Source organism: Priestia sp. TRM10 (assembly GCF_057808375.1).
This window is the reverse complement of record NZ_JBJZOT010000002.1, coordinates 484308-504720: the sequence shown is the minus strand read 5'-3', so window position 1 is coordinate 504720 and position 20413 is coordinate 484308. Positions and strand designations below refer to the sequence as shown.

The 20413-nt window shown below is 34.3% G+C and carries 24 protein-coding genes and 2 pseudogenes; 17 read left to right on the top strand and 9 right to left on the bottom strand.

What is annotated here, in order from left to right:
- Window positions 1-36 precede the first annotated feature (36 nt).
- Together ACK3CR_RS02570 and ACK3CR_RS02565 are read left to right on the top strand one after the other, a co-directional pair.
- Window positions 37-507: pseudogene (locus ACK3CR_RS02570) on the top strand (LysR family transcriptional regulator substrate-binding protein); the annotation flags it as partial.
- A gap of 124 nt (window positions 508-631) precedes the next feature.
- Complete coding sequence (locus tag ACK3CR_RS02565; protein WP_328123721.1) at window positions 632-1192, top strand: hypothetical protein; 561 nt, start codon at window positions 632-634, stop codon at window positions 1190-1192.
- A gap of 59 nt (window positions 1193-1251) precedes the next feature.
- On the opposite strand, the gene ACK3CR_RS02560 is transcribed toward ACK3CR_RS02565, so the two are convergent.
- Window positions 1252-1923, bottom strand: coding sequence for a TVP38/TMEM64 family protein (locus ACK3CR_RS02560; RefSeq protein ID WP_488974697.1), 672 nt, complete (start codon window positions 1921-1923; stop codon window positions 1252-1254).
- A gap of 717 nt (window positions 1924-2640) precedes the next feature.
- On the opposite strand from ACK3CR_RS02560, the gene ACK3CR_RS02555 reads away from it, so the two are divergent.
- The 7 genes and pseudogenes from ACK3CR_RS02555 (at window position 2641) to ACK3CR_RS02525 (ending at window position 7161) form a co-directional block, all read left to right on the top strand.
- Window positions 2641-3201, top strand: coding sequence for a peptidoglycan-binding domain-containing protein (locus tag ACK3CR_RS02555; RefSeq protein WP_480380596.1), 561 nt, complete (start codon window positions 2641-2643; stop codon window positions 3199-3201).
- A gap of 291 nt (window positions 3202-3492) precedes the next feature.
- The gene (locus tag ACK3CR_RS02550) at window positions 3493-4236 is read left to right on the top strand and encodes an ABC transporter ATP-binding protein (RefSeq protein WP_243520373.1); all 744 of its coding nucleotides are present in this window, start codon (window positions 3493-3495) and stop codon (window positions 4234-4236) included.
- Window positions 4224-4973: an ABC transporter permease gene (locus ACK3CR_RS02545; RefSeq protein ID WP_488974696.1), complete on the top strand. Its 750-nt coding sequence runs from the start codon at window positions 4224-4226 to the stop codon at window positions 4971-4973. Before ACK3CR_RS02550 ends, ACK3CR_RS02545 begins: the two co-directional genes overlap by 13 nt.
- 168 nt (window positions 4974-5141) lie before the next feature.
- Window positions 5142-5564 carry a MarR family winged helix-turn-helix transcriptional regulator gene (locus tag ACK3CR_RS02540; RefSeq protein WP_243520375.1) on the top strand — a complete coding sequence of 141 codons (423 nt, stop codon included), beginning with the start codon at window positions 5142-5144 and terminating at the stop codon, window positions 5562-5564.
- Window positions 5555-5893, top strand: a complete 339-nt coding sequence (locus ACK3CR_RS02535; protein ID WP_243520377.1) for a DUF3147 family protein — start codon at window positions 5555-5557, stop codon at window positions 5891-5893. The genes ACK3CR_RS02540 and ACK3CR_RS02535 overlap by 10 nt, the downstream gene beginning before the upstream one ends.
- An 81-nt stretch (window positions 5894-5974) precedes the next feature.
- Window positions 5975-6187, top strand: a pseudogene (locus tag ACK3CR_RS02530) (GntR family transcriptional regulator); the annotation flags it as partial.
- A 245-nt stretch (window positions 6188-6432) separates the two neighbouring features.
- Window positions 6433-7161 (top strand): peptidoglycan recognition protein family protein, encoded by a 729-nt coding sequence (locus ACK3CR_RS02525; protein ID WP_276517250.1) that lies wholly within the window; start codon window positions 6433-6435, stop codon window positions 7159-7161.
- Between the two features lie 1311 nt (window positions 7162-8472).
- Here ACK3CR_RS02525 and ACK3CR_RS02520 read toward each other — a convergent pair.
- From ACK3CR_RS02520 to ACK3CR_RS02510, 3 genes are all read right to left on the bottom strand, one after another.
- Window positions 8473-8655: a hypothetical protein gene (locus ACK3CR_RS02520; protein WP_111925280.1), complete on the bottom strand. Its 183-nt coding sequence runs from the start codon at window positions 8653-8655 to the stop codon at window positions 8473-8475.
- A gap of 116 nt (window positions 8656-8771) precedes the next feature.
- Window positions 8772-8978: a hypothetical protein gene (locus ACK3CR_RS02515; RefSeq protein ID WP_243520378.1), complete on the bottom strand. Its 207-nt coding sequence runs from the start codon at window positions 8976-8978 to the stop codon at window positions 8772-8774.
- Between the two features lie 243 nt (window positions 8979-9221).
- Complete coding sequence (locus ACK3CR_RS02510) at window positions 9222-9560, bottom strand: hypothetical protein (protein WP_488974695.1); 339 nt, start codon at window positions 9558-9560, stop codon at window positions 9222-9224.
- A 232-nt stretch (window positions 9561-9792) separates the two neighbouring features.
- On the opposite strand from ACK3CR_RS02510, the gene ACK3CR_RS02505 reads away from it, so the two are divergent.
- Window positions 9793-10005: a DUF8096 family protein gene (locus ACK3CR_RS02505; protein WP_488974803.1), complete on the top strand. Its 213-nt coding sequence runs from the start codon at window positions 9793-9795 to the stop codon at window positions 10003-10005.
- 187 nt (window positions 10006-10192) lie between these two features.
- Here ACK3CR_RS02505 and ACK3CR_RS02500 read toward each other — a convergent pair whose 3' ends face one another.
- Complete coding sequence (locus tag ACK3CR_RS02500; protein WP_488974694.1) at window positions 10193-11038, bottom strand: STAS domain-containing protein; 846 nt, start codon at window positions 11036-11038, stop codon at window positions 10193-10195.
- 786 nt (window positions 11039-11824) lie between these two features.
- On the opposite strand from ACK3CR_RS02500, the gene ACK3CR_RS02495 reads away from it, so the two are divergent.
- The 5 genes from ACK3CR_RS02495 (at window position 11825) to ACK3CR_RS02475 (ending at window position 15737) form a co-directional block, all read left to right on the top strand.
- A complete protein-coding gene (locus ACK3CR_RS02495; RefSeq protein ID WP_488974693.1) occupies window positions 11825-12226 on the top strand; it encodes a phosphatase PAP2 family protein in 402 nt (133 codons plus the stop codon).
- Window positions 12195-12497: a phosphatase PAP2 family protein gene (locus ACK3CR_RS02490; RefSeq protein WP_488974802.1), complete on the top strand. Its 303-nt coding sequence runs from the start codon at window positions 12195-12197 to the stop codon at window positions 12495-12497. The genes ACK3CR_RS02495 and ACK3CR_RS02490 overlap by 32 nt, the downstream gene beginning before the upstream one ends.
- Window positions 12498-13289: 792 nt before the next feature.
- The gene (locus tag ACK3CR_RS02485) at window positions 13290-14459 is read left to right on the top strand and encodes an iron-containing alcohol dehydrogenase (protein WP_488974692.1); all 1170 of its coding nucleotides are present in this window, start codon (window positions 13290-13292) and stop codon (window positions 14457-14459) included.
- Window positions 14460-14715: 256 nt separating this feature from the next.
- Window positions 14716-15120 carry a hypothetical protein gene (locus ACK3CR_RS02480; protein WP_243509183.1) on the top strand — a complete coding sequence of 135 codons (405 nt, stop codon included), beginning with the start codon at window positions 14716-14718 and terminating at the stop codon, window positions 15118-15120.
- Window positions 15121-15200: 80 nt separating this feature from the next.
- Window positions 15201-15737, top strand: a complete 537-nt coding sequence (locus ACK3CR_RS02475; protein WP_243509186.1) for a nitroreductase family protein — start codon at window positions 15201-15203, stop codon at window positions 15735-15737.
- A 206-nt stretch (window positions 15738-15943) separates the two neighbouring features.
- Here ACK3CR_RS02475 and ACK3CR_RS02470 read toward each other — a convergent pair whose 3' ends face one another.
- A complete protein-coding gene (locus ACK3CR_RS02470) occupies window positions 15944-16276 on the bottom strand; it encodes a DUF2642 domain-containing protein (RefSeq protein ID WP_019394194.1) in 333 nt (110 codons plus the stop codon).
- 297 nt (window positions 16277-16573) lie between these two features.
- On the opposite strand from ACK3CR_RS02470, the gene ACK3CR_RS02465 reads away from it, so the two are divergent.
- Complete coding sequence (locus ACK3CR_RS02465) at window positions 16574-17635, top strand: NAD(P)-dependent alcohol dehydrogenase (RefSeq protein WP_243509189.1); 1062 nt, start codon at window positions 16574-16576, stop codon at window positions 17633-17635.
- A gap of 54 nt (window positions 17636-17689) precedes the next feature.
- Here the strand turns inward: ACK3CR_RS02465 and ACK3CR_RS02460 are convergent, their stop codons facing one another.
- Window positions 17690-18067 (bottom strand): MerR family transcriptional regulator, encoded by a 378-nt coding sequence (locus ACK3CR_RS02460; RefSeq protein WP_243509192.1) that lies wholly within the window; start codon window positions 18065-18067, stop codon window positions 17690-17692.
- Window positions 18068-18262: 195 nt separating this feature from the next.
- Between ACK3CR_RS02460 and ACK3CR_RS02455 the strand changes: the two genes are divergently transcribed.
- The gene (locus ACK3CR_RS02455) at window positions 18263-18820 is read left to right on the top strand and encodes a thioredoxin family protein (protein ID WP_480380599.1); all 558 of its coding nucleotides are present in this window, start codon (window positions 18263-18265) and stop codon (window positions 18818-18820) included.
- Window positions 18821-19036: 216 nt separating this feature from the next.
- Here the strand turns inward: ACK3CR_RS02455 and ACK3CR_RS02450 are convergent, their stop codons facing one another.
- On the bottom strand, window positions 19037-19210 hold the full coding sequence (locus tag ACK3CR_RS02450) for a hypothetical protein (RefSeq protein WP_243509197.1): 174 nt from the start codon (window positions 19208-19210) through the stop codon (window positions 19037-19039).
- 239 nt (window positions 19211-19449) lie between these two features.
- The gene (locus ACK3CR_RS02445) at window positions 19450-20412 is read right to left on the bottom strand and encodes an aldo/keto reductase (protein WP_488974691.1); all 963 of its coding nucleotides are present in this window, start codon (window positions 20410-20412) and stop codon (window positions 19450-19452) included.
- Between the last annotated feature and the right edge of the window lies 1 nt (window position 20413).

The window sequence follows — 20413 nt, the reverse complement described above, 5'->3', positions numbered from 1 at the left end:
TGGAAAGCCAAGATTTAAAAATCTGTAAAAGTTAAAACAGATACAAAGCAAATACTGCAAGAGCAACTTTTATATGGAGAAATTGATGGACTTTTTTTCAGTGGAGATAACGATGAAGATCGATTTGAAGAAGTTTATTGTGATCGTGAAAAAGTTGTTCTTCTGTCTTGTGAAGGACATGATAAAAGGGAATCATCCCCAACATTACTCGTAAATAGTGACCCAAATTGTATATATAGAAAGAAAATAGTAGAGTTCTCTCAAAACCATAATTTCGATAAACCAGTTTTAATGGAATTTGATTCATTAGAATCGATCTTGCAAGGGATTTCTAATGGACTCGGAATGAGCATTATTCCAGCAGATATAGCACATTCTCGTCTGAGTAGGGAGATTGTACAGTTTGAGGAGCTTTCAGAAGATGTTCAAATTCAATTTGTGGTGAAGAAAGGAAAGCAAAGATCTCAAAGTGTGAAAAAGTTTATTCGGTTCTTACAGAAGTTATAGAATACGTATGAAAAAATTTATTTTGCTTCATAGGTTTATTACATAAGGAGTAGAAGATAGACTATGTATAAAAAAGAAGTGTTGTAACAAGACTAAAAAGAACGTTTCACTAGGAGGTTCTTTTATGGATCGTGAGCAGCACTTGGAGAAAATCTATAGTAAAGGACAAGAGATGTCTTCTTTATTCTCTTCTTATTGGGGAAAGTATACAGATTTTGGAGACTGGCATTTTTGGTTAGTTCTTGCTTCTTTAATTATTCCTCTTATTTTATTGTACTTTACGGTTGATCGAAAACGGATTTTTGAAGTGTTTTTCTTCGGTTATACAGTACATATAATATGGACATATACGGAGCTTGCGTTAACAAATAGCGGCTATGTTATTAGAGGTTATTATTTAACTCCTTTGTTACCTCGCTCTATAAATATTACGGCGTCTGTTCTCCCAATAGGATTTTTACTTCTCTATCAGTATTGTACAAATCACAAGAAAAGCTTTATTCTCTATACATTGGTTTTAAGCGCTCTATTCGCATTTATTCTTGCTCCTATTGAAGGAGCACTGAATATAATTGAATTAAAAAAAGGAATTACACCTTTTCACTTTTATGTTATAGATCTCGTTATCGTATTTCTTGCTTATTGGTTCACGAAATTCATATTGAAGTTAAGACAGCGTGTTTAAATAAGAGGACAAATAGTTGGTGAAAATAAACCAAGGATGAGTTCGTATACATTCTTGGTTTATTTGATACGTTTATTTATCATCTTCATTATTCCTCTATCTGTTCCCTTTGTTATTCTAAATAAATTTGGAAACTTTCGAAAGCTCATCAATAAAGTAACGGCAATATAGCCTATATATATACTTAATGACATTAGCTTGTTAGTAGGAAAATAAACACCTGCTGTTGTGATAACGAAAACTCTTGGAATTTGACCGACTAGTGAGGCAAGAAAAAAAACAGTCCATCGTACACTACTCAAACCACATAAACTACTTGTGAGTAATGAAGGAAGAAGAGGGAGTATCCCTCCGAAAAACAGGATGGATGTAAAAGCATTTTTAGCAAAATAGTCTTCATATTTGCGTGTTGTAGGAGAATTCTTTACTTTTTTGCTTATCAAATCTCGAAAGCTGTATCTTGTAAGAAAGAAAACAGCCAAGACACCTATCATAACGCCTATTAACGAAATTAAAGTTCCTTTCAGAAGGCCGAAGATGGCACCCATAATACCAACAGTTAGAAAGAAAGGAATAATGGGGAAGTGAGAAACAATAGCTATAAATAAAATACTGAGGATTATAGACATCATTGTGCCTTCTTTTATCATGTCTAACAAAATATCTTTTTCTAACAACATTACTGTAATAGATAACATCAATCCAAAGAACCCTAATAATTTTTTATACATCTGTTTCACACCTAACAATACTTGTTATCTTCAAGTTAAATAAATGAAGATTTTCTTATGGGTTTAAATTTAAGACCAAAAACAATGACACTGAGACGCTATTCTAAAGAATCGTAATCTGTTTTAGAGCGTAGATTAGACATTCAACGCAGCAACGTACTAATCAACGTAACCAACAGTGATTAGCAGGACCAGCATTTAGTAGGTTCTGGGATAAAATCTTTTGTCATAAAGTTAACCTCTAGCTTATTATTCTCCTTTTGATTAGGTGTATGCATTGCGTAACTTTTCCTAAAAAAGATAAATTTTAGATCAATGAGGTAGATCGAAGTCACAAAGAAGTTATTTAAACAACGTCAGGAAAGAGCACTCTTATGGGAAATAACCCATATAGGATAGAGAGAATATATTGAAGAGTAATTTTAAAAAAATGTAAAATTTTAATTTTTCGAAAAAACTGTTGTTTTATTTATGTAATAGTTGTAGTATAAACGTTGTAATTATTATATAAATTTCCTTTACTGGCTTTTAAATGAAGGAAATTTATAGTTAGATTTATATATAGGTAAGTTAATTGACAAATGATTTACTACTGGCAGGGGAAGGGTAGTTTGTTTAGCTGTTTTTTATCACGTTCTAAATAACTGATGAAGTTGATTTGTTTAGAACACCAGAAAAATGAATGGACCATATTATTAGACATGGAGGTTAGTTATTATGAAGAAGAAATTGCTAGCTGTTATTCCAACTTTCATGCTTGTCACAACACCTTTAACAATGGGAGTATTGCCTAATCATGCAGTAGTTAAAGCTGATTCTCAAAAAATTGCAACAAAAGCTGAAACACGACCGACTTTGCGTCTTGGTTCTCACTCTAGTTATGTACGAATCCTGCAACAAAGTCTTACAGATGTGAAGTATAATACAGGAATTGATGGGATTTTTGGTCCGAAAACTCAAAGTATAGTAAAACAGTTTCAAGCGGATCATAATCTATCTTCAGATGGAATTGTAGGACCTGCAACATGGGCTGCTTTAGATCAGAATAAGGTGGAAAGACAGCAGTTTACCGTCGATGATGCCATCGCATTAGGGCAGAAGGAATTAGGGAGCAATATTATATTTGGAGGCACTGGTAGACTACTAAAAGACTCTAAAAAACAGTCTTATTATAGATTTAAAGCAGCCAACAAGGACTGGATAGATGAAGGTGGAACAGGTACAATTGGATGGTATCATATTTATAAAGATGGGCGTGTAGTTGAAAATTCACCCTAGTATTGCCTCTTTTGTACGCAAGAAATAATCGTTAGACATATGATGTTTATCAAAATAAATATGTAATAAAAACAGAAGCTAAATGTAAAAGAGGCCTTAATGATAAAGGCCTCTTTTACATTTAGTTAACCCTTAGTGACGGGAAAATTGTACTAGCATCTTTTTTTAATGAACTTTCTTATATTTTGGGTTATCCATAAGGTTTAATAAATGATAAAATTTACTAGGATTCATACGAAAAGTAAAGTATGAAAAACATACATATAAAAAGAGAAGAAAGGTGTAAAACTCATGATTCAGTCACCTGTTATTGAATTTAAATCTGTTAGTAAACATTTTATCCAAAATGGGGAAACGAAGCCTGTGCTTCACGGCATTTCTGGTGCCATTCAGCGAAATTCCGTTGTTGTTTTTGTTGGTCCATCTGGATCAGGAAAAAGTACGCTTCTTTCTCTTTGTAATCTTCTCATTTCTCCTAATGAAGGAGAAATTGTCATAGAAGGGAAGGAGGTGCGGGAGTGGAACATAAGTAAGTTGCGACAGCATGTAGGCATTGCATTTCAAAATGCGCCTGTTTTAGATGGTACTGTCGAGGATAATCTTTTGCTTACATATAAACTTCATAAGAAACAGACATACAGTGTTGAACAATTGATAGCTTTTACAGGTCTTCCTAAAACTCTTTTACAACAAGAGGCTAGAAGTCTATCAGGAGGGCAGAAGCAAAAATTGTCGTTAGCACGAACGCTTGCTAATAATAGTTCAGTCCTTCTTTTAGATGAAATCACAGCTGCTCTTGATCCTCTTTCAACACATGAAGTAGAGGATCTTGTGTTGCGTCTGAATAAAGAAGAAAACAAAACGGTTGTTTGGGTTACTCATGACCTTGAGCAAGCAAAAAGAGTAGGAGATTTAGTTTGGTTGATTGAAGATGGACGTTTAGTTGAAAGAGCTTCTGTTCAAGATTTTTTCGCCGCTCCTACACATGAACGAACAAAGCAATTTTTAATGGGAGAAGCAGCATGGACTTTATAGTACTTTTATTTACGATTGTTTTTGTATTTATTGCTCTATTTCTATCAAAATCATTTAAAATCGGCATTGAAAAAGACATTATTATCGCGACAATTCGAGCAAGCATTCAGCTACTTTTTATTGGGTATCTCCTAACATTCATTTTCAACCTAAATAATCCTTTTTTTACGATCATTATGATTTTGTGCATGATATTAGTAGCGGCTCAAAATGTAGTGAAAAAAAAGGAGAAGAAGCAAGGCGTGTTTTGGAAAGTTCTGCTTACACTTATTGTTGTAGAAGGCATAACACAAGGTTTGCTTCTTTTATTAGGCATTATTCCTCCAACACCAAAGTACATGATTCCAATCAGTGGAATGATTATCGGAAACTCTATGGTTCTCGCTAGCTTATTTCTAAACCGTCTATCTTCAGAAGTAGAAATTCGGAAAGAGGAAGTTTTGCTTATTTTATCGCTTGGCGGATCAACAAGACAAGCAATTTCTCACATTTTAAAAGCAAGTATGAAAGCAAGTATGATTCCGACTTTGGAAAGCCAAAAAACCATTGGCCTTGTTCAACTACCAGGCATGATGACAGGACAAATTCTCGCTGGAGCTGATCCTGTCCAAGCTGTCCGTTTTCAGTTGTTAATCATATTTACGATGATGGCTTCTGCTACGCTGACATGTGTTATGCTTAGTTTTCTTATTTATCCAAGCTTATTTACTTCATATCAGCAATTAAAAGAGAAATAAAACTTTATAGATTGCTATAAAAAAAACAGCCTTTTCAAAGAGGCTGTTTTTTCTATAATTAAGGAACATCTAGTATACAAGAACATTATTTTATATTATTAAAAATTATCTTTTGAAACGATTATATCGTATGTTAAGATATAAATAAAAAGGAGAAAAACTGAACTTATGACTATTGAAAAATCTATCACTCATATAAATGAGAATTGGACAGATATTTATCATCATTTACACTATGTTCATCAAGAGAATATCTCCCATCAAGCAATACGTATTCTTCAACGCATCGAAAAGAAATCTGAAACAATGATAGGGGATTTAGCCGCATATTTGCAGGTCTCTCACAATACCGCTTCTGAACATATTAAAAGACTTATTGCAAAAGAACTTGTTTCTAAACAAAGAAGTCCAAAAGATGAAAGAAAAGTACTTGTCGTGTTAACAGAGAAAGGAACGAATGTTCTACATAGACATACTCGATTAGATACAGATAAATTAAAGAAACTATTAGAAAGTATGGAAGCGTCTGAAGTTAAAGCTATTGAAAAAGCCTTTTCGCTTCTTAGTGAGGAAGCGAAAAAATGTTTTTAATTCTTAAAGTATTGGTTTCAGCACTCATTATTGGAATTATCTCAGGAATTGCTCAAATTTCGCCTAAGTATGGCGGAATGATAGCGGCTTTACCATTAGTAAGTTTATTAAGCTTAGTTTGGCTTTCTATTCAGGGAGAAACTACAACAGCACTCAGTAAATTTGCTTTAGGAGTCATCTGGGGTTTTCCAGCAACAGCCGTTCTTCTCATCATCGTAGCTATCTCACTCAAATCTTCTTTCCCTTTAATAGTATCTGTAATGTTGGGCATTGGAGGATGGAGCGTTTTCTTACTTCTGCAGGAGATTGTTGTGAAGAAGATTTTTTAATTGAGGTAAATAGATAAATTGGGTTAATCGTCTTCTCTTTTTGAGAACGATACAAGCTAATGAGCAAGGAGAGCATTTTATATGAACTGGAAACCAAATCGAACAGATAAAAAACTGATTTATAAACAAATTGCATATTATATTGAAGAAGGCATTTCTTCAGGCACATTCCCAGCAGATAGTCTATTACCCTCAGAACGCACTCTAGCTGCTGAGCTTGAAGTAAACTGAAGTACAGTTGTTGCTGCGTATGAGGAATTGCAGTCCCTTGGGATAGTAGAGAGAAGTATTGGTAAAGATTATTCGACTATATCTAAAGTTTGTAATGGTCAAGGTTTTACCGCACACGGTTACAAATGGGAGTTTGTTGATAGGTAAGGTTCAACGACTAGCCGAAAGGCGTACGCTATAAGCTAATGATAGCGGAAATGGGGAGCTCCTTTTTTCAAAAGGATGAAGATATAGTCTGGCCTTATAGGAAACTATAAGCAGTTCTTAGAAAAGAACGGATGTAGCCTTGCGAACTACATCGAACATAAGTGGATGGATCAGGAGCGAATTCAGGTAATCGTACATCTATTGGTGTAGAAATCTGCTACAGCAAAAGCGGTGGAGAGCGTTATAAGAAAGCAGAAGCATTAGGAATTAAGTTTATTGCTCAGTTCCTACATGAATATGAGTGGGGCGTTAATCGTGTTAAACGTCATCAAGAATGGAGCGGTAAGTATTGTCCTCATCGTGTGTTACAAGAAGGACGATGGAATGAGATTGTACAACGTATTCAAAGTGAATTGAATGCTTTGCAAGGCGAAACACCTGTGACTCAATCAGGACCAGCACCTTCACCAACAGCTCCTACTTTATTAAAACGTGGAGATGCAGAAACTTATGTAAAAGGGCTTCAAGGAAAGCTTCAATCATTAGGTTTTAACATCGGCAAGTATGGAATTGATGGACAATATGGATTAAGTGTGGATGGCATCGCTAGCCCACTCACATTAGATAAGTTGGATCAAGTCTATAAAGCAGCACAACAGTCACAAGAAAAACCAGCTGTATCTAAAAAAGAAGAAAGTTTAAAGGAAGCATATGCTATGAAAATGTGTGAATGTGTTGGAGATTATCAAATGAATCAGTTAGAAACGATTTATCGAGAAGCAAGACAAGATAAATTGCTCAAAGATGAGCGTTGGGAGAAGAAAGTAGCAGATAAGTCCATTACAGTTGGGGAAGTTGCTTTCTTGGATGCTATTTTAGTCATCGTTTAAAGCGTGATTATATATTGAAAAAGTAGAATAAACATTGATTATAAATATTATATAAAAGGATCAACAAAAAGCCTCCTGCTCCATTGTGAGTAGGGGGCTTTTTTGATTGAATACCTTGGAGAGGAAAAACAATTGTTACTGAAGGTCCTTGTTTATAATATAAAATGAAAATCGATTTTTTATTCACCCTCTGTACAATTTCCTAAATAGCGATCTATAATTTAAATAATAAGGAGTTCTATCTTGCTGCCCCTTCTTGATCTAATGATTATTGGCATGTAAGGGGCGTTACCACTAGCAAAGAAGACCCCTACTCTTAATAAATAGGCATTTAAATATAAACGTAATAGGCAAACGTATCGGCGCGTTTGAGAAAGTATTTATAGTATATTCGAAAGAAAAGTTTCTATTCGTTTTTTGTAACTTTTTAAATATAGAATGTGTTGAGATAGGTAGGAATCTAACTTGTTGCAGGGAAGAGAACAAGAAACCCCGACTCTTGCGAGTGGGGGGGATTTTTCATTTTTACTATGAGGAGTAGCAGTAGTGAATTGAAATTTTACTCATTGGAGGTAATTATGAAAAAAGTTAGCCCGTTCATTAATAATATAAGGCATATATCCAATATTCATACAAAATCGGCACACTTGTTGTAGAGTTTTATATAATACAGAGAACAGACTCTAACACGCCTTGTTTTACGCATAACAGCTGGCTAAGCTCGTCATTTCTTTTCGGCAATAAATAAAAGAATCCCCTTGCTCAGTTGGCAGGGGGATTTTTGTGATTGTCGGAAAAAAGGAAAAGCAGTCAGCTACTTGGCAGATCCTTATTTATATTGTAAGTCATACACCTATTTTATACACACGATAACACACTAATTTTTGTCCACTTATATACTATGGCAAGGGGATATACCTTCTTAACGCACTATGTTTTTCCCGACTCTATTCCTATCCTCTTTTCATCGCAAGAGGTTTTTTATTTTCGTTTTGTATATCCAAGAGAATGGAAAAACCCCTTACTCAGTGGAGTAGGGGCTTTTTTAGGGTTATTTAAAGAAGACGAATCAGTTGGTTCTGAAGGAGACCCATGCTTGTATTATGATTCATATGTCTATTTTATCTACACATTTACACAACTATTTTTGTCCTCTTACACAATAAAGCAAGAGATCTACCTTGTTATAACTTAGTTTTTCCTAACCCTTATTGCGCCCCTCTCATGGTGAATGGGGGATTTTTTCTTTTGTTCAGAAGTGAAGAGCGAAATAAGATTTCAATATTTGGAGGAGGATTAAAAACGAAGCGACTATTGGTTTTGTTGTTGATTAGTTTGTTGATCCATCGTTTGACTGCTTCCTTGATTGTTCATATTAGACATTTGTGGGAGCATATTTTGAAGCTGTCCTCCACGTCCTGTCATCATAGTGTAAGCAGTAGCTCCGATACCAATAGAAGCAACAATAGGTAACACTTGGATGTTCTTTTTCATGATTTATCATCTCCTTCTTTATGATGTTTTAAAATCTCTCTCCTATCTTCTGTTCTTTTCTCTTTTTTATTTTATTTAGATTCTTCCAAGGATGGAGAATTAAAATCAACTTATCCTTATTTATCATATGGCTTAGACGAATTGAATTTTTGTTCCTTTCGTAAAATTTCTTCAATTTTATCCTCAATATTTTTAAGCTTTCGATTATAATGTTTAAACGTTAAGTAACCTATCAAGGCTTTAGCCAAAAAAAATAAAATAACAGCAGAAATGATAATCCAATAGTTGTCTGTAAACTTATTTAAAATCTGACCAAGTTTCATCTACAACATGCCTCCAACTTTTTGTTTGTTTTTTATCAGCTTCAACGTTATTATGATGAGATGTTGAGGAATCCCTCATATAAAGATTGAAGGCTATCTTCTTTAAGAGGGATGAAATGGGATCACATTTTTTCTAAGAGAAACAAACGATAAAAGGGGAATAGTAGATCATTTATAGAAGAGCTACTTTCTTAAGAAAAAGTAAAAGAGGCTGGTTCCTTTGAATAGAACCAACCTTTTGGATTAATTATCTCTATTATCTTTATCACGCATATCTTCTGGATCTTCTATTGGATCTTCCCGATCTGGATTTTGGTCTTTTTCATCATCTTTATTTAGGGTATCATTTTCATCGACACCAGGAGCATTCCCATTTCTATCCCCATTATTTTCAAAGTTCATATCGTCTGCATCCTGATTATTATCATTGTTTGTGTCATTTCCACCTTCGTCATTTGGAGCTTGTTCTTCATTTTGTTGCTCATCTTCTTGAGGCGAATCTTGATTATCATTTGCTGTACAACCTGTAATTAGCGTGATAGCAAATAGCCCTCCTAATGATTTTAATAACCATTCTTTCATTTTTGTATTACTCCTTCCTTGTTAAAATTTAGTGCGCTTTTTATATCTTTTCTGTTTTATCTTCTTTTATTCAATTAAATATTTCTTTTTTATTCCTTATCTATTAGATAAAAAAGCCCCTGCTGTCACGAGTAAGGGGCTTTTTGAGTTCGACTTTCGTTGTGTGATTGTCAACAGTTTGATATTGGTGGTCGTCAATAGTATAGATAATTAAGAAGATAAATATGCAAATCTGGATTTAAATAAAACCTATGAGTATGCAGGTTTACCAGATAAAATTTCTGATCGGTGTGATAACTGTAGAAATGCACGTTTCAGCATGAAAGTAGGGAATGATCAATATTTATCTAAATGTGCAAATTGTAGATTAACTAGGAATTTGCAAGAAATAAAACGTGCATGGATGAACCTATTCCGTTTGTTCATCCACGGTTGGATATTATAAAAAGGAAGCCCTTATCCATAGCGGATAAGAGCCTTTTTTACTATAAAGAGAAAGGCAGTAAAAAAGTTATAAATCCTGGAGGTGAAATAAACTTTTTACGCCTGCTTTTTTATTTTATATAATATAAAAAGTAACTTGTTTAAAATTACAAAATCTTTAATTTAAAAGGTAACTCTTATTTAGAGTTTTAAACGGTTTTAGAAGAGGCTAAGGCTGTTCTGAGATCTGAAACCACAGAAAGGTCCTCAAAATCTATACCAATTTGGACGGCAGTTTGAGCAATTTCAGGTCGCATCCCTGACAGGGTACACTTTACACCTACCAATTTTAAAGCTTGAATTAATTGGAAAATTTGATGAGCCACCATGGTATCAATAATAAGCACCCCAGATAAGTCAATGAAGAGGCGTTTCACTCTTAGTTCGGCGCATTGATATAAGGTACTGTCAATCATTCTCTTAGCTCGTTCTGTATCAATGTCACCAACAAGAGGAAGAACAGCTAAATCCTCACTAAGGGAAATGATAGGGGAACTTAACTCATAAATCATATCTTTTTGAGCAGTTAAACGTTCTTCAGCGTATTCATAACTTTGCTTTGTGAAAGCTGCAATTACATAATTAAAGTTCTCAATAATCTTACGGTTCCATTTATTAATGGTTTCTAGAGAGTAGGTTTCGTCACTTGTTTCCACAAATTCTTGTACATAATCTAGATATTGTTCTTGATTGTTGAAAAATTCTCGTATTATAAGGTGAATCGGTGTACGTTGGTATTCTTCCTTCTCAGAAGCGGCATAAATCCATTGATCAAAGGCAGATAAAAACTCAGCTTCAGAGCAGGACTCATCAAATACTTTACAAAAACATAGATGAAACTCATAATTTTGTTTCTTGAGCATTTCAATTACTTCAGGGTCATTTGAAGCATATATACCGGATGAATTCTTTTTATCTAAAGACTCATACCATTGTTCTGTTAATAAGTGAGTTCGTTCCAATAAAAAATGATATAGTTTATTATTTCTGTGCATTGTAACATCCTCCTTATCTTTAATATCTTGTTCAGTGAAATTCTTTCTAGGGACATAGCCCAGTATATATTCTTTCTATTATATTAACAACTAATAGAGGTTGACTATACAGCGGGAAAAGAGGACCTAGTCAGGAAAGATATGGGACCTAGGTAGTCCATTATAAGGTGGAGAATAGATCAAAGTATACCTCGTTATAACCTTCTTATTTTGAATTGATGCTTTTTTATTTAATAGAAAGGAAACCCCTTTTCATATGAGAAGGGGTTCTTTTATCAGACCTTTATGATCTTTATGCTATGATTATTAGTCAGCATGTATTTAATTGTGGAGGTCTTGAACGTATTATAGATAATGTAGAAGATAAGTATGCAAACCTTGCTTTAAATAAAATTTATAAGTATGCGAATCTACCTGATAAAATCTTATCAAGACCTAAATCGTAAAAAGTCATAAAAAATAAAGGGTGATGCATATTAGTCATGACTATGCATCACCCTTTTACTTCTTGCTCAACAATCGGGCCATTTAATTAAGTAAGGCTTATTGAGCTAACTAAGGAGTTTCGATTAATTATTTCTTTTCTTTAGGGTTGGAGGATTTACTCTGTTCCAACACTCATATGGAATAGTATTTTGTATTGGATGCAAAATATTGCAGAGAATAGCGTTTGTTTAAATAGTAAAGGCGATAGATACATATGGTTCGTACTTTTGTGGTGACAAACGATTTCGAGAATTACTGTATAGAATCTTTTTGAAAAAAAGTATCTAAAGAGGTGTAAAGATGATGCTAAAACAATTTACTTCATCCACACAAAGATTTATTATGTATGCCTTTTGTATGTTGTTTTTTTCAATTTTTATCTTTTGGAAATTTGCAGATACGCTTGTAGAGGCGGAATTACACACTTTTGATATAACGATCATTGATTGGGTACAGTCCTTTATATCCGATAAATTAACTAAAACCCTTGAGACATTAACTTTCTTAGGTTCTGCAAAAGCAGTAATAGCCATCTCGATTCTTATCATTATCTTAATGTTATTTAATAAAAAATGGTGGGAAACCTTATTTTTCGTAGTGGCAGTATTAGGTTCTTCTCTTTTTAACTTATTGCTTAAGTTTATTTTTCAAAGAACAAGACCATCCATCCATCCATCCACTTATAACAGAAACCGGTTATAGTTTCCCAAGTGGCCATTCTATGGTTTCATTTGTACTTTACGGAATGATAACTTATTTCCTAGTTCTCTTTTATGTAAAGAGGTTCGTCAAAATCATAACTATCCTTTTCTTCTCTCTTCTTGTGTTACTCATTGGCGTTAGTAGAATATATCTCGGTGTTCATTATCCAAGTGATGTTCTGGCTGGTTTCGCAGTAGGCGGGACATGGTTAATTATTTGTTTAATTGTTTTAAAAATAATTTTAGAAAATAGACAAGAAAATATGGAATAACATTAGATTATAAATATCCTAAGTACGATGAGAAAATCACGGATATCGTTCGAAATATTTACGCTAAATTAAGTAAAAAGTAATTTTGTGAAACACTTTTGTTATTAAGCTAAAGGGTGCAATTCTAGAACAAAATAGGTAGAAAATGAACAACCTTTTTTATAAAATTGAAGCTTAAACTGAATAGGAGATTTTTTGTTCCTTTCATTCCAATTTGTAATAAATTATATCTAATTACATATGGGAAGTTGATTGTGTGCGTTGGGAAGATGACAGTAGGAGCTCCTTTAAGTAAAACCACTTCGAATTGGTTAAATTAAGAATAAAATAGACAATTAAAGTGAACAATAAAAACACATAGTTCTGTTGTTCATTCAACAAAAGTTGGATGATAACACAAATTAAGCCCTTATCCATTGGATAGGGGCCTTTTGCATGTCCAGAAATCATTTCTCTTCACATTATTATATCCTAAATGATTTGAATTCCATATACAAAGATATCTGAATGGCTTTTGCTATGATTACTTTTTCATAGCTTTATTGGTTCTTTAAGAAATTTCTTTCACAGTTAGTAAAGTAGAATCATTTCCTCCTAATTCTTTTGTTTTGATTCAAGTAATTTATAAAGACCTTTTTCGACAATTATGCCAATTTTAAAGGTCTTCAAAGAGAAAACGAGAATTTCTTTTGATAGTAATCTTTTTAAAAGAAAATTCAGCGTTAAGTTAAGAAACAAAGTACATCTGAGCTCAAATTAAAGAGCATCAACTCACTATAGGGAGGAAGTATTATGACCATTTCTTATTTTCGGACAGCTCAAACTTTGATTACAGGAAGGGATTCTATCTCTAAAATAGGAGAAGAAGCTAAAAAGTTAGGCTCAAAAAAAGCTATGATTATAACAGATAAGGTTATTCAACAGACTGGCCTCCTATCTAGAGTTATTTCCCCTTTAGAAGAGATTGATTTAGCCGTAGACATTATGGATGAAGTAATGCCTGAGCCTCCATTTGAAAACTTGGAACAAATGATGATTCAACTCGAAGGAAAAGAGTATGATCTTCTTATTGGTGTAGGGGGAGGGAGCGTGCTCGATGCCACCAAAGTTCTTTCTATTATGTTAACTAATCAAGAGAATGTACGAGACTTGGTAGGAATTGAAAAGGTCCAAAATGCAGGAATTCCTACAATTCTAGTGCCTACTACTGCTGGAACAGGTTCTGAAGTTACATACAACGCTATTTTCACAGATGTGAGGGATAAGGTGAAAAAAGGGATTGTTAGTCCTTACCTTCTTCCTAAAGTAGCAATTGTAGATCCAGCATTAACGTTAACGGTTCCTCCATCAGTAACTGCAGCAACAGGGATGGATGCTCTTGTTCATGCTGTTGAATCTTATACAGCTATTCGCGCTGGAGAATTAACGGATGGAATTGCTTTACAAGCGATTAAACTAATTTCTCGTTCGTTACATAAAGCTGTGTACAATGGAAAAGACGTAAAAGCACGTGAAGATATGGCAATGGGCAGTTTGCTTGCAGGTATTTCACTAGGGAATGCGGGCGTTGGTGCAGTTCATGCACTTGCTTATCCACTTGGCGGGAAATTTAAAGTTCCTCATGGAGTCGCAAATTCTCTTCTTCTTCCTTTTGTAATGAAATATAATGTGGTGGCTGATTTAGAAAAATTTGCAGAAGTTGCTAAAGCATTAGGGGAAAATATAGAAGGTCTTTCGTTGAGGGAAGCAGCGAATTGTACGGTTTATGCATTAACTCAATTAGCTCAAGATATAGGAATTCCTTCTAGTTTAAAAGATGTAGGGGTTACAGCAGAAGATATTCCAAACCTCGCAGAAGAAGCAAGTAAAATTGATCGTTTGCTCAACAATAATCCAAGATGGTTAACGGTTAAAGAAATTGAGAAGATTTATGAAGAAGCATATAGAGCAAATACAAAGTAAATGATTTTATGGATTAAAAAAGCAATTTATCGTAGTAGAGGAAACGAATAGAAAAAACTGCACCTCCAATTGTTAGATTGTATCTAACAATCGGGGTGCAGTTCATAATCAGTAGTTTTTTCTATTATGAATTGACAATTAATAAAATCTAGATTATGATTTATTCAACATAATTGATAACCATTATCGTTACACGGAATAATGGTTATCAATTAGATGTACCTACGTATACCAAGAATAGAAATGGTGAAGTGAAATGAGAACCATAACATTTAAGAGTTATACCCAGTATGAAGAATTTATGAAACGAAAATTTGTTCATAAAGCGAAAAGAAAAGGAATAGAAGGAGAAGAGCTAAACAACCACCTTAAAAACTATGAACACCACATACAAGAGGTTTGGATAGAAAATGAAGGTGACAAGGCTATTGAGGAACAGGGTTCTGTTACTATCTCTTTTCACCGAAAAAGAGGGACACATAAACATGGAGGAAAGAAACATTTTCTAAAAGAAGAGAAGGGGAACCTTAACCACTCTATTCATGTGAGATTAGATGAAAATACGTATGATGCTTTACTGAACTTTTGTTCAAAACATAAGATGGATATATCGCAAGCTATTCGCTTTTTTATAAAGAATAACACGGGTAAAACCTCTTAAGTTTAAACTTTGATTGTCGATTTTAGCTTTAAAAAACGTTACAGAGAAATGGTTATTACATAATATGAGGAGAGAACAATATGACTACATCAATAAGGGAAGTTATTAAACAGAGACGAACAATTAGAAATTTTAATAATGAGGTTATCTCTTTAGATACCATAGTTGACATGCTAAGAGACGCAACATGGGCTCCAAATCATAAGTTACGTGAACCTTGGCGTTTTGTATTGTTTCATGGAGATGGCAAAGAAAAACTTAGGGATATTTTACTTCAATCATCCGATAATATTCCTTCTAAAAAAATAGAAAAATTCACTCAAGCTCAGGCTAATATTGTGGTAATCATGCCTGAAAATACAGACCCTTTAAAACAAGAAGAAGACCTTAGTGCTGTATCTGCTTTAATTCAAAATTTCCTTCTGTTAGCTTGGGAAAACAAAATCGGTGTTCTATGGAAAACTGGAAAATTAATTCACAGTTCATCTTTCCAACAATCCGTAGGAGTAGGAGAAAACGAAAAGATTGTCGGTATATTAATGATTGGTAAATTCGATAACGTTCCAGAGGCTCAGCCGCGTGAAGATATTGTAGAAAAGATAACGATTATTGATTAGTAGTAGGAGTACTATACTGTATTTTAACTAACGGTTACCTTTCATAGGGTTAAGTAATATGAAGAAAGAGGGAACCTTCCAAGAACTATACTAACTATCTCCTTTTCATTTTTAAATAGAATGAAAAGGAGACAACTACCTTTTCTTGAAATGAGAAAAGGTAGTTGTTTTTTATGAAAGGAAGTCAAGATGTTATTATCACTTATTCATTTTCTGTAAGAAGCCAAAGGACCTTCAAAATAAATGATTTGTGAGATTCGGATATGGGTAGAACGATCTTCCAAATTAATTTGAATATGATCTACAGCAACTCCAGCATTTATTCCTTCAATTCTACCTCCTGTTGTCATCACCGCAATTTTTTGACCTTGATGTCTACTTAGATGTTGCACAAATACAGGATCTAATCCTGTTACATATTGGTTAGGTTGCGGAACTCCTGCAATCGGATAAATAGGAGAATGAGAAGCAGGCATATGATTAACATATCCTGGTTGATCAACAAGATTTTGATGATATTTATTTGCCTTTTTATTCAAAGTTAAAAACGCCCCCTCTAAATAGTAACAATTTATATTATTTTTATGCCTAGAAGAGAGAATATAGTAGAGAAAAAACAATCTATCTATAAAATGAGCACCTTACTTTGAAAGAAACTTTATTAGATTTTCTCTCTAATAGCTTTCTGTAAAGAAAACAGAGAAAAAGAAGGTTCTTTTCCATAGTTTTAAAATATTTGAGGAAAATCTCTTGCCTTAAAGTGTACTTTAAGGATTATGCTAGTTTTGTAGCTTTACAGCATAACAAATTATTGAGAAAGGATTGTGTTATTCCTTATGTGTAATCAACATACAAACACAACGCCAACACGTGTATTAAGTGTTTCAAATGCGAAAGCCCCATTTGAAACAACAACAATAGAAAGAAGAGCATTACGTCCAGACGATGTGTTAATTGATATTAAGTTCAGTGGAATTTGTCACTCTGATATTCATAGTGCTTTTGATGAATGGGGAGGAGGCATGTTCCCAATGGTACCTGGACATGAAATTGCGGGAGTTGTCGAAGCTGTTGGCCGAAACGTAACAAAATATGCAGTAGGAGACCGCGTTGGAGTTGGTTGTTTCGTAGATTCATGCGGAGAGTGTGAATACTGCTTAGCTGGTGATGAGCAATATTGTAAAAAAGGCGTTGTGCAAACGTACAATTCATTAGATTATGATGGGGAACAAACATACGGCGGTTACAGCCAAAAAATCGTTGTAAAAGAAAGATTTGTTGTTCGTATTCCAGACGCTTTAGAAATGGACGTAGCGAGCCCACTACTATGTGCAGGTATTACAACATACTCTCCTCTAAAACATTGGAATGTAGGACCTGGTAAGAAAGTAGCAATCGTTGGTATGGGTGGTCTTGGTCATGTAGCCATTCAATTTGCTCATGCAATGGGAGCAGAAGTAACGGTATTAAGCCGCTCTATGAACAAAGAAAGTGAAGCGTTAAGCTTTGGAGCCGACCACTATTTCGCAACAAGCAATGAAGAGACGTTTAAAGAATTAGCAGGTCGCTTTGACGTAATTTTAAATACTGTATCAGCGAACCTTGAGGTTGATGCTTATTTATCTCTTCTTCGCATTGATGGTACGCTTGTAAATGTAGGGGCTCCAGCTGAGCCTGATCAATATAGCGTGTTCTCTTTAATTATGGGACGTCGCAGTATTGCAGGTTCTCTTGTTGGTGGTATTAAAGAAACGCAAGAGATGCTTGATTTTGCAGCAGAGCATAGGATTGCTCCTCAAATTGAAGTTATCAATGCAAGTCAAGTGGACGAAGCATATGAGCGCGTTTTAAAAAGTGATGTTCGCTACCGCTTTGTCATTGATGTGGCAACATTATAGTATCTCAAAATATAATCATAAAAAATGCCGTAGACTAGATGCCTACGGCGTTTTTTATGATTTATTTTTAGCGTTCTCTTCTAACTCATCATAATAGTGGAGCTTATGATCAATTTTAGCAAAAGCTCGATCTAACTCCCTTTGTTTTTCAAACATTTTCTCTTTGTGCTCTTCGAGAATTTTCTTTCGCTGTGGAATTGTCCAATCACCTTCTGTTGTTAATTCCACAATCTCACGCAGCTTAGAAAGAGCAATATCTGTTTTTCGTAAACAGATAATCAGTTCTAACCAAGATAAGTCGCTTTCCTCAAAAATACGATTTCCATTTTCATCCCGTTTTAAAAAAGGAAGAAGTCCTTCTTGTTCGTAATAGCGTAGTGTATGTGTTGGTAATCCGACTTTTTCGGCTGCTTCTTTTATATAAAGTCCCATTGTATCCTCCATGATTTCCTTTATTCTTTTCATTATAGACCTTAAAGTGAACTTTAAGGCAACAGTTCATAAGAACAAAGTAATTTTGAGGATGTTTTTATCTGTGAAATGAGATAAATAGGGCATAATAGTCGAGAAAAAGTTAAAAATTTAGTATGGTATAGTTATCAATATTATAGTAAAAGAGGTAGTAGTATGAAAACAGAACAACAGTATTTTGAAGAAGGAAAAACACTTCAAACATATATGGAGGAAATGAGTACATTAAAAGAAGAAAGCTTTTCTGTGTATAACGCGTTTCAGCTTCCTCAAGATGAGTTTGCAGAGCAGTTAAAAACACAAAATCTTCATTTCTTGATTATTACAGAAGATTGGTGTGGAGACGCAATGATGATTAATCCCGTGATTCGAAAGATAGCGGAAGCAGCGGATGTAGAAGTTCGCGTTGCTTTACGCGATAAAGATACGGATTTAATTGACCGCCATCTTACAAGTGGAGGACGTGCTATTCCAATAGTGCTCATTCTTAATAATGAAGGGGAGCTAATTGGAAAATGGGGACCGCGCGCGCCAAAAGTGCAAGAACTCGTCAACGAAGTGCGCTCAGCTCTTCCACCAAAAGAAGATCCTTCTTTCTCAGAAAAGCAGGAAGAAGTGATAAAATCTTTACAAAAGCGTTATATGAATGAATCTGTTTTATGGTCATATGTTTATGAAAGTTTTAAAGAAACAGTATTGAATATAGGAAAGTAAAGATAATAAAAACCACCTTTTGAGAGATTACCCTCAAAAGGTGGTTTTCTTGTTCATCTATTTCAGAATGTTTACTTTGATTGCTCGTTTATTTTTGGCATAACCCGTTCTCTTAGTTATGGTGAAGCTTTATAAATTTAAAGTTAAACTCTATAGAGGGAGTAGCGGAATAAAGATTGTCCAACGAATAAGAGTGAAAAACAGCTTCCGTACATTTCATTTGAAAAGTCCTGATTTGTTAAGGTACGCCTCTTCAACTCTTAGTAGGATAACGAGCCGCTGAGCTGCTTTTTCAGTAATAGGAGAAGAATAGCCAAAGCGTCTTAGACAGTATTTATATCGCTTCCTAGTTTGGTTGAGAAACAATTGAAACTGCTCAAATTCGCTCATAAGGATCCTCCCTATATATCATAATAATTAATATATGAAAATAGAAAAAGAAAGTGTAAGAGATATAAAGTATTTCCTATCGTTTTTTGTAGAGAGAGCACTCATTTTTAAGAAGAAATTCAATGCAAAAGAGCCTTTATTAATAAAGGCTCTTTTGTAACGTTTTCTACATATAGGAAGTCATGATGTCCTATACGTTTATATTGTTCAATTCTCTGAGCAAAAAGAAAGTTTGATTCTTATTCATTATTTTGGTCAAAGATATGATCAAGCTTATAAAGTTCGTTCTCCGTTAATTGTATGTTTAGCGCTTGAAGATTTGAGTTTATTTGATCAGGTCTCGTTGCTCCGGGAATAATCACATCTACAGATGGACGCGTTAATAGCCAAGCAAGTGCAATTTGAGCAGGTTGTACTTCTTTTCTTTTTGCAAATTCTTTTAATTGATCTACTCGTTTTAAATTTGCAAGGAAAGCATCTTTTTGAAATAAGGGGTTATTCGAGCGAGACGTATCCGTGAACACGTCGTCTTCCTTATACGCACCAGCAAGTAAACCTGAAGCTAATGGAAAGAAAGGAATAAGGGATATATTGTTTTTTAAACAATAAGGAATAATATCTTTTTCTACCGTTCGGACTAACAGGGAATATTCTGCTTGAAGAACATCTAAATAGCCTTCTTTATTAAACTCTTGAAGCTGCTCGAAACTGAGATTAGAAGCACCAACAGCTCTGATTTTCCCTTCTTTTTTCAATTGTGCAAGTGTAAAAGCTGATTCAAGTAAAGGAGTAGAGCTGTTTGGGAAATGAAGGTAGAAAATATCAATATAATCTGTTTTAAGTCTTTTTAAACTATCATTAACAGCCTCACGTAATGCTGAAGGACTATTGTCCACCTTCAACCCATCTTCTCCAAACTGCGGATTTGAAGACGCTTTTGTAGAAAGAATTAACTGATCGCGTACTCCTTGTTTACGAATGACTTCCCCAATTAATTCTTCAGATCGTCCCATCCCGTAAAGATATGCTGTATCAATCATCCCGATATCGTGACTTAGAGCGGAATACAGCAATTCTTCACTTTTATGGTCATCCATTTTGGGATACATCATTGCATTGCCAACAACGCCTGCACCGAATCCCATTTTAGAACTTTGCAATCCTGTTTTACCAATACAAACTTTATTCTCTACATTCTTCATC